Below are 14,589 nucleotides of genomic sequence, written 5' to 3'. Positions count from 1 at the left end.
TCGGTCCGCGGCGGCAGCCCCCGTCGGCGGGGGTCCTCGATCCCGGCGTCGCCGGCACCCCGGAGCGCTCCAGGGCCGCGTGTTCGGGGCGTTGCCGGCAGGCGCTATGCCGGGACGGGGAGGGGAGCGGTCCATTCCAGGCGGGTGCCGCTCGGGTCGTGCGGGTGGGTCGCGAACGTGCCGCCGCGCTGCTCCGCGCGGGCCCGCAGGTTGTCCAGCCCGCTGCGCCGGGTGCTGCCGGGGTCGATCCCCCGGCCATTGTCGGTGACGCTGAGGCGGACCGTGTCGGCGCTGACGTCCACGGTGACGTCGACGGCCGTGGCATGGGCGTGGCGGGCGGCGTTGGACAGCGCTTCGCGCAGTACCGCCAGCAGGTCGTCGGCCAGGTCGTCCGGGACGAGGGTGTCGAGCAGCCCGGTCATCCGCAGGGCCGGGGTGCAGCCGAGGCCCTCGGCGGCCTGGTCGGTCTCGGCCAGGAGCCGGGCCCGCAGTGTGGTCGCTCCGGGCGCACGGTCGCGCTGGTGCAGGGAGTAGATGGTGGCGCGGATGGTCTTGATGGTCTCGTCGAGGTCGTCCACGACGCGCTCGACGCGCTGGGCGGTCTCGGGGCGGTCGGCGATGCGGCCGAGCACGGCCTGCAGGCTCAGGCCGGAGGCGAACAGTCGCTGGATGGCGAGGTCGTGGAGGTCGCGGGCGATCCGGTCACGGTCGTCCATCACGAGCAACTGCTCGGACTCGCGCCGGTGTTCGGCGAGCTGCAGGGCGAGGGCGGCCTGCCCGGCGAAGCCGGTGATCATCTCCAGATCGGTATCGGTGAACGGCTGTCCCTCGGGGTGGCGTGCCACGTGGAGGACGCCGCGGACGGTGCCGCCGGTGCCCAGGGGGACGAAGAAGCCCGGGCCCAGCTCGACCACGGAGGCGCTGCCGCCCCCGGCGCGGGGGTCGGTGGAGAGGCGGTCGCTGGTGACCGGCTCCCCGCTGCGGAAGACCTTGACCGCCGGCGTGCCGTCGCTCAGGGCCAGGCCCTGGACGGCGGCGGCGTGCGGTCCGGCGGCGGCCTCGACGACCAGGTCCTCCGTGCCGGGCACCGGGACCGCGAGGGTGGCCAGGTCGGCGCCGGTCATCGAGCGCACGGTCTCGACCAGGGCGTGCAGCACCTGCGGGGTGTCGGTGCCGGAGAGCAGGGAGCGGGTGAGGTCCACGCTCGCGGCCAGCCACTGCTGGCGGCGCCGCGCGTCCTCGTACAGGCGGGCGTTGTCGATCGCGACGCCGGCGGCCGCGGCGAGGGTGCGCAGGACCGTCTCGTCGTCCGCGTCGAAGTCGGCGCCGCCGTGTTTGTCGGTGAGGTAGAGGTTGCCGAACACCTGGTCCCGGATGCGGACCGGGGCGCCGAGGAAGGTGCGCATCGGGGGATGGCCGGGTGGGAACCCCGAGGAGGCGGGATGCTCCTTCAGGTCCGTCAGCCGCAGCGGTCGGGGTTCGCGGATCAGCAGGCCCAGGATGCCCTCGCCGCGCGGGTAGTGGCCGATGCGGGCGATGGTCTCCTCGTCCATGCCCACGGTGATGAACTGGCGGATGGTGCCTTCCTCGCCGAGGACGCCGAGTGCCCCGTACCGTGCGTCGACCAGGTCGACCGCGGACTGCACGATCCGCCGCAGCACGGTCTCCAGGTCCAGCTCGGAACCGATGGCCAGCACGGCCTCCAGCAGGGTCTGCACCCGGTCGCGGGTGTCGCGCACCCGCTGCACCTGTGCGTGCAGCTCGTCGAGCAGGGCGTCGAGGCGCAACTGCGGGACCCCGCCGGTGCGTTCACCGCCCGGGCCAGAGGTGCTCGCGCCGCCGCCCATGCACGCCCTTCCGCGTCGACAGGCTCTCTTCTCCTACGCAGGAGTATGCCCCGACCCGTGCCAGAACTCCCTGAGGGGTGGCCCGTTCGGTCGGTCCGTGCAGGGCCGGTCGGCCCTGGTGGCGAGGCGGTGGACGCGGTGGACTGAGCCGGTGGCAATCCCGTGGACAGGTCTTGTGGGAGGCGCGTGATGACGGAGGTTGCGGCGGCGGTGGACGGCTCGCGTGCCGCCGAGCAGGCAGCTGACTGGGCGGCACGGGAGGCGGAGCTGCGCGGGGCGACACTGCGCCTGGTGCACGCGTCGTCGTGGGAGCGGTACGAAGCCGCTGCCGACCACGACGTGGACGACCCCTTCCTCAGAGCCCACGAAGCCGCCCGGCGGTTGCTCGACGAACAGGCCCGGCGCATCGGCGCGGCGCATCCAGGGCTGACGGTGGCCACCGGGATCCTCCCGGAGGAGACCGTCCCCGCCCTGCTGGAGGCCGGGCGGGAGTCCGGGCTGCTGGTGCTGGGGACCCGCGGGCTCGGAGCGTTGAAGGGGCTGATGCTCGGCTCGGTGTGCCGGCGTGTGGCCGGGCGGGCGCCGGTCCCCGTCGTGATCGTCCCCGAGGGTTCGTCGGGCAGTGCGCGGGGCCGGGTCGTCCTCGGCCTGGGTGCACATCAACCACCGGGCGCCGCAGCGGAGTTCGCTGCCACCGAGGCCGCTCTCCGGGGCGCGGAGCTGGAGCTGGTCCATGCGTGGGACCCGGATCCGCAGGTCGTCGGGCTGTCCGTGGTCGCCGACCCCGCAGCGGCGCAGCAGCGCGCCCAGGTCCTGCTGGCCGCGGTGGAGTGCGGGGTGGACCTGGAGCACGTGGCGCCGGACGTCAAGGTACGCGGGCAGGCCGTCCCGGGCCCGGCCGCCGAGGCACTGGTCCAGGCCGGCGCGGAGGCGGACCTGCTGGTCCTCGGCGTCCGCCGACGCCACGGCGGTCCCGGCCGCGTCGCGCACGCGGTTCTGCACCGCGCTCCCTGCCCCGTCGCCGTGGTCCCGCTCACCGAGGGGAGGGGCTGACGACCACTCAGGTCGTCCCCCGGCCGCGACGGGGGGACCGGTGGCCTTCCGCCGCGTCCGGCGCGACTTCCGCCGCGTCCGGCGCGATCGCGTCCCCTTGACCGAGCCGGTGGGCGCGCTCGGGTCCGCCCAGCCTGCGGCGCGGCTGCCGTGGACAGGGACCTTCGGCCCTTTCCGGGGGAACGACGCACGGTCATGCTGAGGCCATGACTGATGAGCCCGGTGCCGGGACCGCCACCCCCGCAGCCGCTCCGCGCCCGGTACGGGTGTTCCTGCTCGACGACCACGAGGTGGTCCGCCGGGGTGTGCGCGACCTGCTGGAGGCCGAGGAGGGCATCGAGGTCGTCGGGGAGGCGGGCACGGCCGCTCAGGCCCTGGTCCGCGTCCCGGCCCTGCGCCCCGACGTCGCCGTGCTGGACGTGCGCCTGCCGGACGGGGACGGCGTCACCGTGTGCCGGGAGCTGCGGGACCAACTCCCGCAGCTCGCCTGCCTGATGCTCACCTCCTTCGACGACGAGGAGGCGCTGTTGGACGCGATCCTGGCCGGCGCCGCCGGGTACGTGCTCAAGCAGATCCGCGGCACCGACCTCGTCGCCGCCGTCCGCACCGTGGCCGACGGGCAGTCGATGCTGGACCCGGCCACCACCGCCCGGCTGATGGCCAGCCTGCGGCACCAGGACGAGCGCCACGCGCAGGCCCCGGAGGACGCGGCGCTGGAGGCGCTGACGCCGCGGGAACGGGACATCCTGGCGCTGATCGGCGAGGGCAGGACCAACCGCCAGATCGGCCAGGAGCTGTACCTGGCGGAGAAGACGGTCAAGAACCACATCTCCCGGCTGCTGGCCAAGCTCGGCGTGGAACGCCGGGTGCAGGCAGCGGTCCTGGCCACGAGGCTGCACCAGTCGGGTGACCACCGCTGACCCGCAGGGCGGCCGGAGGCTGACGCCGGGTCACCTCTCCAGCACCGCCGAGGCGTCAGCCCGCGGGGACGCCGCGCCCTCGGGGCCGTAGCCGAGGCGGATCAGCATCTGCACGTAGCCGGGGCCGGTGCCCGGGTCGCGGAGCATCCAGCGCAGGTCCGGCCACTCGACGGCCTGGTGCAGCAGGGACGAGCGCACCCCGGCCGCCGTCGCCAGCAGCAGCACGCGCTCCATCGCCTGTCCGGCGCGCAGCCAGTCCGCGGGCCGGTCACCGGGGCTGACCAGGACGGCCAGCTGCGGGTGGGCCTCGAACGCGACCGGGGCCGGGCGGCCCGCCGCACGCATGCCGACGAAGTCGCGCAGCGGAACGCGCGCCTCATGGTCCACGTTGCCCAACGCCTCCGGCGGAACGCCGAAGGGCGTGTCGTCGCGCTCCCGGACCCACGAACGGCTCTCCCGCGCCCGTTCCGCGTCGGAGAGGTTGCGCGTCTCGGCCTCGGCGGTGAGTCCCAGCAGGCGCCGGCACTCGTCCGGGTCCGGGAGCAGCAGTCCGACGCCCTCGGCGTGGGCCGCGGCCACGGCGTCGACGCGCAGCCGGGCCGGCACGGGCTCGTCGGTGAACGGCAGCCGACTGCTGTGGCGGAGCCAGATCGCTTCGAACGTCGCGGTGTCAGCAGGACCGGTGGCCGGGCGGACCGGGCCGCCCAGCCGCACCGACGCGAGCAGTCGGGGCTCGGCGGGGTGGGGCAGCAAGCGCACCACCGGCTCCCAGCCCAGCACCCGGACGGCGACCCGCAGGTTGAACAGCGCGGCTCCGACGGAGAGGTGCAGGCCCCGGCCGGTCGGGTCCTCGGCGGGCAGGCTCCGTTCCAGCGCGGCGCGGATCTCGACGGTGCGCGACGCCGGCAGGTAACGGAAGCGCCAGGGCTGGGAGTTGTGCATCGACGGCGCCGCGACGGCCGCCGACACCAGGCGCTCGATGGTCTGGGCGTCCGGCTGGGGAACGCCGCGGTCCGGCGCGGTCGGAGAGGTGAGTGCCTCGCTCATGACGGCCTCCTCGGCAGTCGTGCGGTCCCCCGCGCAGCCATACTCCGTCCGGCCGCAGCACCCGGCGAGGGCCCAACGGCCCCACTCGGCGGGCCGCAGAGCCCTTTCGGGGGAAAGCGCGTTCGCGCCCCGCGGCGGTGCCGGTCCCGCGATCCGTGTGGGACGCCCGGGAGGCCGGGACCACCGGAAGCCCTGCCGCTCGTCCGCACCGGGCGGCCGATACCGGCGGCCGGTACGTCCACGACCGGCCGGGGTCGGAGCGGAGAGGGACGCTCGGCCCTGCCGCTGGGGCCGCTCGGCCCGTGCGGCAGAGCGCGGCAGGGGGCACCGTGGGAGTCGGGACCCGACCCGCTTGTGAGGTGTGTGATGACCCGACCTGTCATCGCCGGGGTGGACGGCTCGCCGTCCAGCCGCCGGGCCGCGCTGTGGGCTGCGGAGGAGGCCCTCCGGCGGAACGTTCCGCTGCGCCTGGTCTTCGCCGCCGCGTGGCCCGTGGACACCGAGGGTGGCGTCACCCAGGACCTGTTCTCCCGCCGGGCGACCGAGCTGGTGGCGCAGGTCCGCGAGGAAATCGCGGCGAGGCACCCGCGGTTGGAGCTGGACGGCGTCGTCCTGGACGACGCCGTGATCGCCGCCCTCGCCGACGCCAGCCGGGAGGCCGAGCTGCTGGTGCTGGGCTCGCGCGGAATCGGCGGCTTCCGGGGCCTGCTGGTCGGCTCCGTGGCCCTGTCCATGGCGGCGTGGACGGAGGGGCCGCTGGCCCTCGTCCGCGACGCGGAGGCACCGACCGACGCGCCGCTGCTCGTCGGGGTCGATCCGGGGCGGACGGCCTCCGCCGTACTCGAATTCGCCTTCCGCGAAGCCGAGTTGCGCGGCGCGGGCCTGCGCCTGGTGCACGCCTGGTCGCCCCCGGCGCTGTGGACGCCCGGCCCGGACGGTGGAGCCGAGCCCACCGCTGAGGAGCTGGACGCGCGGCAACGCCTGCTGGACCTGGTCCGACCGTGGCGGGAGCGGTACCCCGGCGTCCCCGTCCAGTCGGTCGTGCGACCCCGGGCCGCGTCGGCGGGGCTGGTCACCGGGAGCGTCGCGCGCGTCCTGGTGGAGGAGGCGCAACGGGCCCAGCTCGTCGTCCTCGGACGGCGCAGGCACCGGGCGCCGGCCCTGCTCCACCTCGGTCGGACGACCCACGCGGTGCTCCACCACGCTCCCGCGCCCGTCGTCGTGGTGCCGCACGATCCCGCGGAGGCCCAGCCGTGACCACCGGAGCCACCCCCGCGCTGCCTGCCCGGACCCACCCGTGCTGAGCCTGGTCCGGGTGTGTCCGCCGTCCGTGTGACACGCGGTGACGGGGCGTCAGGAGCCCGGAGACAAGGGTGATACTCCGACCTATGAGCAACAAGCCACCCAAGACGCAGCGACCGTCCACCCTGACCGTCCGGGGGCGGGAGGTGCGCCTGCGCACGATCGGCGCGGTCGTGCTGCTCGGGCTCGCGCTGTGGTTCGTCTTCGCGAACACCCAGAGCGTCAAGGTCCGCCTGTGGGTGGCCGACGTCACGATGCCGCTGTGGCTCGTCCTCTTCGTCACCCTTGTCGTCGGGGCGGCCATCGGCGGACTGCTGGCGCGGCGGCAGATCAAGCGGTAGCCCCGCGCTTCCCCGGAGGGCGGCACTGCGGGTACGGCGCCGGGCGGCATGAGCCGCCGCGCCGGGGGCAGGCGGTGGTCGGACGCCGCGTTCGGCGGACTGGCGGCGCGTCACCCGCGCCCACTACCGGGAGGTCTCCGTGCTCTGGCTCGTCTGGCTCATCATCGAAGGTCTGGTCATCGGTCTGCTCGCCAAGCTGGTCGTGCCGGGCCGCAACCCCGTTCCCGTCTGGCTGACCATCCTGATCGGCATCGCCGGGGCCCTGTTGGGCAACCTCATCTCCAACTATCTTGGCGTGCGCCACACTTCGGGAATCGACTGGATCCGGCACATCCTCCAGGTCGCGGTGGCGGCCGTGCTGGTGTCCCTGGCCACTCCCGCCTACGGACGCCGGCGCATCTGAGGCCGCCGTCGCGGCGCCAGGGACGGCTCAATCCGCTGCGCTGGTCGGCCTGTTGAGGGACCGTCGAAGCCGCGCACCCCGATCGCCGATCGGGGTGCGCGGCTTGTGGCGGGCTACGCCAGGTGCCGGATGAAGAACTCGGCGGCGGCGCTCGCCGCCCAGGGCGGGACGCCGGTGTGTCCGCCCATGTTGGCGTGGAGCGCCTTCTCCTTGGAGCCGAAGGCGTCGAACAGGTCCAGGGCCGCCTGCCGGTCGTTCCCCTCGTCGTCCCACTGCAGCAGGACGTGCAGCGGGATGCTGACCCGGCGGGCCTCTTCGAGGGTGGCGCGGGGAATGAAGCTGCCGGCGAACAGGCTCGCGGCCTTGATGCGCGGCTCGACGACCGCGAGCCGGGTGCCGATGGAGATCACCCCACCCGAGTAGCCGACCGGGCCGCCGAGTTCCGGCAGGTCCAGGAGGGCGTCGAGGGTGGCCTGCCACTCCGGGACCGCCGTGTCGACCAGCGGGAGGATCAGCCGGTCGATGATGTCGTCGCTGACCGGCTCGCCGGCCTCCATCGCCCGCCGCAGGTCGGCCCGGGCTTGGTCGACCGCCGGGATCCGGGGCCGGTCACCGCTTCCGGGGAGTTCGATGGTGGCCGCGGCGAAGCCGTCCGCCGCCGAGCGGCGGGCGCGGGCCGCGACCCGGGGGTACATCCTGGGCAGGCCGCCGGGATGGCCCAGCAGGATCAGCGGAGCCGGTGCCGGCGCGGCCGTGGGGGTCCACAGCATGCCGGGGATGTCGCCGAGGGTGAAGGGGCGTTCCAGGACGCCGTCCTCGAGCCGGTGCTCGGAGGAGAAGTGCAACTGCATGGTCGTGCCTTTCGGGATTGCCCGTAGTGGCGCTCCCGGACGACCTATCGCCCGACCGTGGCCCCTGAGGGGAGCACCCATGTCGATACTGCGTTCACGGGTACCACCTCCTCGGCCTCTTGCACGGTCCTGGGAAGGTTAGCAGACCGGCTGAGCCCGGTCGGGCGGTCACCGGCACTTGACGGCGCGTCAGGAGGAGCGGCCACCGCGCGCCGATCGGGTTGTCGCTGCCCGGGGCCCGGGATGGGAGCGCACGCGCGGGGAAGGCGCGGAGCATGGACGGTGACCACGGGAACCGCGTGCGGGAAGGCAGGGGAGCCGACGCCCCTCGCCCTTGCGCCTTCGTCCTGGGCGGGGGAGGGGCGCTGGGCGCCTGCGAGGTGGGCATGCTCAGGGCGCTGCTCGAAGCGGGCGTGGCGCCGGACCTGGTGGTGGGCACCTCCGTGGGCGCCGTGAACGGCGCGGTGGTGGCCGCGGAGCCGACCTTGGCGGCGGTGGAGAAGCTGGCGGACCTCTGGGGCCGCGTCCAGGTGTTCTCCGGCTCGCTCATCGGCCGGGTCAACCGGGTCGCGCGCAGCCGTACCCATCTCTACTCCACGGAACCGCTGCGCCGCCTGCTGGAGGAGCACCTGCCTGCCGGGACCTCGTCGATCGAGGACCTGCCGGTTCCGTTCCAGTGTGTGGCGGCCAGCATCGAGCGGGCGGCCGAGCACTGGTTCACCGAGGGGCCGCTGGTCGAGGCGGTGCTGGCCTCCTGCGCGGTGCCCGGGTTGTTCCCGCCGGTGCGGGTGGACGGTGAGCACTTCCTCGACGGCGGGCTCACCAACAGCATCCCCGTGGGCCGCGCCGTCGCCCTGGGCGCGCGTCGGGTGTTCGTGCTCCAGGTGGGCCGGATCGAGGAGCCCCTGGCCGTGCCGAGGCTGCCGTGGGACGTCGCGTCGGTGGCCTTCGAGATCGCCCGCAGGCACCGGTTCGCGCGGGACATGGCGGATCTGCCGCCCGGCGTCGAGGTGCATCTGCTGCCGACGGGAGGCCCGCTGGGACGGGTCGGCACGCTCGGGCAACTGCGGTACCGGGACTTCGCGCTGTCGGCCCTGCGCATCGACCGCGCGTACCGGGCGTCGGCGGACTACCTGGCCGACCGCGGCCTGGCGGGGTGAGGGGGATGTCCGGCGCCGGCCGGGGCCGGCTGCGTACGTGCGGCCGCCGCATGGTGTCCGTGCCGCTCGTGGTCGCGGTCGGGTCGATCGCCGTCGTCGCCGTGCTCGTCGCGCTGGTGACCGCCCCGGTCACGGCGGCGGCCGGGCGCCCCTGGCGGCTGCTCCGTTTCTCGGCGTTCCTGCTGCTGTACGCGTGCGTGGACCTGGCGGGCGTGGCGGCCGCCGGGTGGTTCTGGGTCTGCTGCCTGTGGCCGGGGACGACGGTGGCGGGCGGGTCGAGGCGCGAGCGGCTGGAGGCGCACAGTTACGCCGTGCTGGCCCGGCTGCTGGATCGTCTGTACCGGGGCGCGCAGCGCGTCTTCGGCCTGCGGGTGCAGGTGTGCCCGCCCATTCCGGGGCCCCAACTGGCGGCAGCGGCACCGCTGTTGCTGTTCGCCCGGCATGCCGGGCCCGGCGACTCGTTCCTGCTGGTGCGGGCGCTGCTGTGCGAGGCCGGGGTGCGTCCGCAGGTGGTGCTGAAGCGGTTCCTGCGCTGGGACCCCTGCATCGACGTGCTCATCGGCCGCACGCCGCACGTCTTCGTGCCGCCGCACGCGCGCGAGCATGCCGCCGACGCGATCGCGGCGCTCGGGGCGGCCCTCGGCCCGGGGCAGGCCGTGGTGCTCTTCCCCGAGGGCGGCAACTTCACCAGGCGCCGGCGGGCGCGGGCGATCTCCTGGCTGTCCAGTCACGGCGAGCGACGGCGTGCGGCCCGCGCACGGAGACGCCGGCACGTGCTCCCGCCCCGCCTGGACGGACCGCAGGCGCTGCTGGAGGCGGCTGCCGGGAGGGCGGATGTGGTGATCGTCGCACACACGGGCCTGGACACGATGAACTCCGCGGCCGCCGTCTGGCGCGGTGTCCCGCTGCGGGCGCCGATGACGGCGACGTGGTGGCGCGTCCCGGCGGCGCGGGCGCCGGTCGGCGCCGAGGCTGCGGAGGAGTGGCTGGAGCAGCAGTGGTCCCGCGTGGACGGCTGGATCGGCGCGCAGGCACCGCGTCCTGACACGGGGTCAGCTATCGAACGACACGGAGCTGGAGGATGAGGTCGCGGGGCTCGGCGAAGCCGAGGCTGCGGTAGAGCGCTTCGCCGTCGGCTGTGGCCGCAAGGCGCACGGTGGTGGCGGTCGTGGCGTCGGCGAACCAGGTCAGCAGGGCGCGCGTGCAGGCGCGGGCGAGTCCGCGGCCCCGGAAGTCCGGTGCGGTCACCACATTGGCGATCTCGCCGCGTTGCCCGCTGCGGTTGCGCGGGCTGGGGGCGTGGTCGTCGATCGTGCCGACCGCGCAGCCGACCACACCGGCACCGGGCAGCTCGGCGACGAACGCGGCGAAGGCGGCCGGGTCCTTCATGCGGCGGGCGAACCAGGCGGCGGCGTCGTCCCGCCAGGAGGGGTCCGCATCGACGTCCTCGCCCATCTCCCGCATCATCTGCGCCCGGAACGCGACCAGGTGGTCGATGTCGGCGAGGTCGGCGCGCCGGATCAGGGCGCCCCCGGCGTCACCGCCCATGACGGTCGCTCCCTTCCGGCGGGGTGAGGAGGTCGCGCAGGGCCTGCCGGAACCGGTCGGCCGCGGGGGCGGTGAGCGGGGCCAGGAACTCGTCCTCGGCAGCGCGGTAGGCGGCGTCGGCCTTGCGGTAGAGGGCCAGCCCGGGCCTGGTGAGCTCGATCGCGTTGCGGCGGCGGTCGTTCGGGTCGGGCGTACGGGTGACGATGCCCTTGGCCTCGAAGCCGTCGATCAGCGCGACCATCGTCGTGCGGTCAACACCGAGCCGGGCCGCGACCTCCTGCTGCGACATGGGCGCGCGTCCGACGAGCACGCGCAGCACGCCGAATTCCTTGCTGTCGAGGCCGAGCGGGGCCAGCGCGGTGTCGGTCAGCGCCGTCAGCCGCTGGTGGGCGTGCTTGACGAGGTAGCCGAGGGCGTCGTGCGGCTCCATGGCCCGCGGGGCGGGGGTTGGCATGTCGGCACTCTACCTCTACGCTGATAGTCAGTAGTACTGATGATCAGTTGAGCGAATGGATTCGATGCGATGATTCTCGTGACAGGCGGCGCCGGCTTCATCGGGGCGCAGGCGGTGCGCGCGCTCCACCAGGTGGGTCAGGAGTGCGTGCTGCTCCAGCGCCGCGCCCCCGAGATCCCCCCGCACCTGGCCGACCTGCCGATAGCCATGGCGCAGGGCGACATCACCGACCTGGACAGCCTGCGCGCCGTGGGCCGCGCGCACCCGGTCAGCGGGATCCTGCACCTCGCCGTCACGCTGCCCTGGGAGGCCGGGAACGGCGACGCCGTCGAGGCCGCGCGCCGCGGGGTCGACGGTTTCCTCAACATCGTGCGCGTGGCCGGGGAGTGGGGAGTCCGCCGGCTCGTGGCCGCCAGCACCATCGGGGTCTACGGCGGCGTCGCCCAGGCCGGAGCGCTCAGTGAGGACCTGCCGCTGCCGCTGCGCCACCTGCACGCCATCCCGGACCTGAAGAAGATCACCGAGCTGCTGGCCGGGCAGCTGGCGGCCGGGACCGGCATCGACATCGTCACGGCACGGATCTCCGGCACCTGGGGCCCGGGCGGCCACCTGCCCGACCCCTTCTTCCCCGCCCCGTCGCTCGCCTGGGCCGCGGCACACCGCACCACGCCGGATCTGTCCGGCCTGGTCCACCAGCCCTACGCCGAGGACGCCCTCGACCTGTGCTACGTCAAGGACACCGGCCGCGCCCTCGCCCTCCTCCAACTCGCGCCCGAGCTGCGGCACGCGACGTACAACGTCGGCTCGGGCCGCGCGACCAGCAACGCCGAGGTGGTCGCGGCGCTCGCCTCCGTCGAGCCCGGGTTCCACGTCGAACTGCCCTCCCGGGACGCCGAACCGGCCCGGTGGCTGGACACGACGCGTCTGCGCGAGGACACCGGGTTCAGCCCCGGGTACGACACCGCCGCTGCCGCCGCCGACTACGTCGCGTGGCTGCGTGCGGGCAACGAGCGGTAGAGCTCGGCAGTCGAAACCGGGCTGCGCGGAGTGCGGCTCTCGGGACCGAACTGCCGGAGGCGATCCTTCGTCGAGGATCTGCACGGCCCGGCCCCGCGGCCGCCCCCGACCCGCGGGGCCCACCCCCTCGGAGCGGTGGTGTTCCTCCTCTCCGTGCCCGGATCCGGAACGCGCTGCGGATCAGGAGCTGTGGGCGGGATCCGAAGCGGGATTGACGGTCCGTCAGAGCGGGCCCGCCGCAGCGGACGCGAAGGGCCGAGGGCCGTCGCCCTGACCGGCGGTCGCCTCGGGGCGCTCTCGCTCGTGGCGCGTGTCGCCGCGGCCGGTCCCGTGGTTGCCTGGTACGGATCGTGGACGGGCTCCGGAAGTCCCGGGGCCCGCGGCCGGACCGGTCCACGCAGCAGACCGGGCGGCACTCGACCGAGGAGATCCCTGATGGCTTCCCCTGATGTCTCGTACGCCGTGACCGGCGCCACCGGCCGCCTGGGCGGGCGCGTCGCCCGCCGCCTGGCTGCGGCCGGCCTCGCCCAGACGCTGCTGGCGCGCACCCCCTCCCGCGCACCGGCGCTGCCGGGCGCCACCTCGGTGCCCGGTGACTACGGCGACCACGACGCCCTCGTCCGGGCGTTGCGCAGCACCGACCGGGTGCTGATGGTGTCCGCCTCTGAGTCCGTCGACCGTGTCCAGCAGCACCACGCCTTCGTCGACGCCGCAGCGGAGGCGGGGGTGGCGCACCTGGTCTACATCTCCTTCTACGGGGCCGCGGCGGACGCGACCTTCACGCTGGCCAGGGACCACTGGCACACCGAGCAGTACATCCGCGCCAGCGGCGTTCCCTTCACCTTCCTGCGCGACAACCTCTACGCCGACTTCATGCCCGCCCTCGTCGGCGGCGACGGCGTCATCCGCGGCCCCGGCGGGGACGGACGGGCCGCGGTCGTCGCCCAGGACGACATCGCCGACGCCGCTGTCGCCGTGCTCCGCGACCCCGGCCCGCACACCGGCCGCGCCTACGAACTGACCGGCCCTCAGGCGCTCACCCTCGCGGAGGTGGCGGCCACCATCACCGCCGTCACCGGACGCCCCGTCTCCTACGAGCCGGAGACGGTCGAGGAGGCCTATGCCTCGCGCGCCGGGTACGGCGCTCCGGACTGGCAGCTCGACGCGTGGGTCTCCACCTACACGGCGATCGCCGACGGGTCCCTGGCCCAGGTGACCTCCGCCATCAGCGAGTTGACAGGACATGCGGCCACCTCCCTGGAGCAGGTCCTGCAGGCGGACTCCGGTCCGGCGGTCCGCCCCTGACCGCTCGGCCGCAGTCGGGGGTCAGAGCAGGTCGCGCGCCGGGCAGACGGTCACGCCCATGTTGCGGGCCATCATCTCCAGTGCGGCGGCCGCGAGTTGTGGGTCGATGTGAGCGACCGCGTCACGGGCCACGGTGACGTCCAGGTGACGGACGTGGGCGTCGAGCGCGGAGTAGAGGATGCACTGCTCGGTCACCTGCCCGCACAGCACCAGGTGACCGATCCCCTGCTGCCGCAGCAGGTACTCCAGCGGTGTCTGGTAGAAGATCGAGTGCCGCGCCTTGACCACGAACAGGGCCCGCTCGTCGGGCAGCACCGGCTCCACCAGGTCCGGGCGGCGACCGGCCCGCGCCGCGGTCACGATGGCCGCCTGGTCGGATCGCCACTCGCCGATGTTGTCGTTGACGTACACGACCGGCTGCCCGGTGCGGTGCGCGTGCTCGATGAGCTCCCCGGCGTAGGGGACGGCCTCGGCGGCCGAGGCCTGGAGGGGTTCGCTGTCCGGGTGGTCGTAGGAGTTGAGCATGTCGACGACGATCAGGGCGGTGGAGGTCATCCTCCATGCTGACCCGCGGTCCGGGCCTTCGCGCGCAGCGACGCGGCGGCCCCGGGCGGCGGCTCAGGGCGGCGGGACGGGGTTTCGTCCACGAACGCCCGCCAGTACGGTGGCCCGGTGATGTCGATCAAGAAGTTCCAGGTCACCTTCGACTGTGCGGACCCCGAGCGCCTCGGGCGCTTCTGGTGCGAGGTGCTGGGCTATGTGGTCCCGCCGCCGCCTGCGGGGTTCGCCACGTGGGAGGACTTCAAGGACGCGCAGCCGCCTGCGGAACGGGACGCGTGGTTCGCCTGCGTCGACCCCTCGGGCGTGGGTCCGCGGCTGTACTTCCAGCGGGTTCCGGAAGGGAAGGCCGTCAAGAACCGCGTCCATCTCGACGTCCGGGTCGCCACGGGGCTCAGGGGTGAGGAGCGCCTCGCCGCGCTGGAGGCCGAGTGCGCCCGGCTGGTCCCGCTGGGCGCGGTCCACGTGCAGACGCTCTACGACGGCGACGACGCGTGCATCCCCATGCTGGACATCGAGGGCAACGAGTTCTGCCTCGACTGAGGTCCGGTCGGTGGCGGCGGGCCTAGCCTGCCCTCGGCGTCAGGGTCGCGCCGCCGCGCCGACGGTCCTACCGTCCAGACATGGACGCGTACGAGGAACTGCTGGTCCGGGCGGCTCGGCTCGCAGCCGCTTATCGCGCCTCCCTGGCGGCGCGTCCGGTCGCGCCGGACGGGGCGCGGCAGGCGCTGCGGCAGGCGTTCGGCGGGCCGCTCCCCGAGGAGGGCACGCCGCCCGGCGACG

At 74.5% G+C, this 14,589-nt stretch carries 16 protein-coding genes; 10 read left to right on the top strand and 6 right to left on the bottom strand.

From position 1 onward, the window contains the following. Positions 1-104: 104 nt before the first annotated feature. A complete protein-coding gene (locus ACFP3V_RS00975) occupies positions 105-1,847 on the bottom strand; it encodes a sensor histidine kinase (protein WP_380578580.1) in 1,743 nt (580 codons plus the stop codon). Between the two features lie 189 nt (positions 1,848-2,036). On the opposite strand from ACFP3V_RS00975, the gene ACFP3V_RS00970 reads away from it, so the two are divergent. Beyond that, positions 2,037-2,900, top strand: a complete 864-nt coding sequence (locus tag ACFP3V_RS00970; RefSeq protein ID WP_380578578.1) for a universal stress protein — start codon at positions 2,037-2,039, stop codon at positions 2,898-2,900. A gap of 206 nt (positions 2,901-3,106) precedes the next feature. After that, complete coding sequence (locus ACFP3V_RS00965; protein WP_380578576.1) at positions 3,107-3,820, top strand: response regulator; 714 nt, start codon at positions 3,107-3,109, stop codon at positions 3,818-3,820. A gap of 30 nt (positions 3,821-3,850) precedes the next feature. Here the strand turns inward: ACFP3V_RS00965 and ACFP3V_RS00960 are convergent, their stop codons facing one another. Continuing rightward, positions 3,851-4,867 (bottom strand): Acg family FMN-binding oxidoreductase, encoded by a 1,017-nt coding sequence (locus ACFP3V_RS00960; protein ID WP_380578574.1) that lies wholly within the window; start codon positions 4,865-4,867, stop codon positions 3,851-3,853. Between the two features lie 366 nt (positions 4,868-5,233). Here ACFP3V_RS00960 and ACFP3V_RS00955 point away from each other — a divergent pair, with 366 nt between their 5' ends. From ACFP3V_RS00955 to ACFP3V_RS00945, 3 genes are all read left to right on the top strand, one after another. Then, complete coding sequence (locus ACFP3V_RS00955) at positions 5,234-6,124, top strand: universal stress protein (protein WP_380578572.1); 891 nt, start codon at positions 5,234-5,236, stop codon at positions 6,122-6,124. Positions 6,125-6,255: 131 nt separating this feature from the next. Then, positions 6,256-6,510 carry a lipopolysaccharide assembly protein LapA domain-containing protein gene (locus ACFP3V_RS00950; protein ID WP_380578570.1) on the top strand — a complete coding sequence of 85 codons (255 nt, stop codon included), beginning with the start codon at positions 6,256-6,258 and terminating at the stop codon, positions 6,508-6,510. A gap of 139 nt (positions 6,511-6,649) precedes the next feature. Continuing rightward, the gene (locus ACFP3V_RS00945) at positions 6,650-6,913 is read left to right on the top strand and encodes a GlsB/YeaQ/YmgE family stress response membrane protein (RefSeq protein WP_380578568.1); all 264 of its coding nucleotides are present in this window, start codon (positions 6,650-6,652) and stop codon (positions 6,911-6,913) included. A 113-nt stretch (positions 6,914-7,026) separates the two neighbouring features. Here ACFP3V_RS00945 and ACFP3V_RS00940 read toward each other — a convergent pair whose 3' ends face one another. Next, positions 7,027-7,764 carry a dienelactone hydrolase family protein gene (locus tag ACFP3V_RS00940; RefSeq protein ID WP_380578566.1) on the bottom strand — a complete coding sequence of 246 codons (738 nt, stop codon included), beginning with the start codon at positions 7,762-7,764 and terminating at the stop codon, positions 7,027-7,029. Positions 7,765-8,063: 299 nt separating this feature from the next. Between ACFP3V_RS00940 and ACFP3V_RS00935 the strand changes: the two genes are divergently transcribed. Together ACFP3V_RS00935 and ACFP3V_RS00930 are read left to right on the top strand one after the other, a co-directional pair. Then, positions 8,064-8,924, top strand: coding sequence for a patatin-like phospholipase family protein (locus ACFP3V_RS00935; protein WP_380578650.1), 861 nt, complete (start codon positions 8,064-8,066; stop codon positions 8,922-8,924). Between the two features lie 50 nt (positions 8,925-8,974). After that, positions 8,975-10,009 carry a 1-acyl-sn-glycerol-3-phosphate acyltransferase gene (locus ACFP3V_RS00930; protein WP_380578648.1) on the top strand — a complete coding sequence of 345 codons (1,035 nt, stop codon included), beginning with the start codon at positions 8,975-8,977 and terminating at the stop codon, positions 10,007-10,009. Here the strand turns inward: ACFP3V_RS00930 and ACFP3V_RS00925 are convergent. Next, complete coding sequence (locus ACFP3V_RS00925) at positions 9,981-10,472, bottom strand: GNAT family N-acetyltransferase (RefSeq protein ID WP_380578564.1); 492 nt, start codon at positions 10,470-10,472, stop codon at positions 9,981-9,983. The two genes, ACFP3V_RS00930 and ACFP3V_RS00925, sit on opposite strands and share 29 nt — an antisense overlap. After that, positions 10,462-10,926 carry a MarR family winged helix-turn-helix transcriptional regulator gene (locus tag ACFP3V_RS00920; RefSeq protein WP_380578562.1) on the bottom strand — a complete coding sequence of 155 codons (465 nt, stop codon included), beginning with the start codon at positions 10,924-10,926 and terminating at the stop codon, positions 10,462-10,464. The genes ACFP3V_RS00925 and ACFP3V_RS00920 overlap by 11 nt, the downstream gene beginning before the upstream one ends. A 69-nt stretch (positions 10,927-10,995) precedes the next feature. On the opposite strand from ACFP3V_RS00920, the gene ACFP3V_RS00915 reads away from it, so the two are divergent. Both ACFP3V_RS00915 and ACFP3V_RS00910 read left to right on the top strand, forming a co-directional pair. Continuing rightward, on the top strand, positions 10,996-11,943 hold the full coding sequence (locus ACFP3V_RS00915) for an NAD-dependent epimerase/dehydratase family protein (RefSeq protein WP_380578560.1): 948 nt from the start codon (positions 10,996-10,998) through the stop codon (positions 11,941-11,943). Positions 11,944-12,378: 435 nt separating this feature from the next. After that, the gene (locus tag ACFP3V_RS00910) at positions 12,379-13,248 is read left to right on the top strand and encodes an SDR family oxidoreductase (RefSeq protein WP_380578559.1); all 870 of its coding nucleotides are present in this window, start codon (positions 12,379-12,381) and stop codon (positions 13,246-13,248) included. A 21-nt stretch (positions 13,249-13,269) separates the two neighbouring features. Here ACFP3V_RS00910 and ACFP3V_RS00905 read toward each other — a convergent pair whose 3' ends face one another. Continuing rightward, entirely contained in the window at positions 13,270-13,803 is a 534-nt protein-coding gene (locus ACFP3V_RS00905; RefSeq protein WP_380578557.1) for a cysteine hydrolase family protein, read from the bottom strand. A gap of 117 nt (positions 13,804-13,920) precedes the next feature. Here ACFP3V_RS00905 and ACFP3V_RS00900 point away from each other — a divergent pair, with 117 nt between their 5' ends. Continuing rightward, a complete protein-coding gene (locus ACFP3V_RS00900) occupies positions 13,921-14,349 on the top strand; it encodes a VOC family protein (protein WP_380578555.1) in 429 nt (142 codons plus the stop codon). Positions 14,350-14,589 lie beyond the last annotated feature (240 nt).

Origin of the sequence: Streptacidiphilus monticola, from assembly GCF_042658505.1 — a bacterium.
GTDB classification, from domain to species: Bacteria; Actinomycetota; Actinomycetes; order Streptomycetales; family Streptomycetaceae; genus Streptacidiphilus; species Streptacidiphilus monticola.
This window is presented reverse-complemented; position numbering and strand designations above follow the sequence as displayed.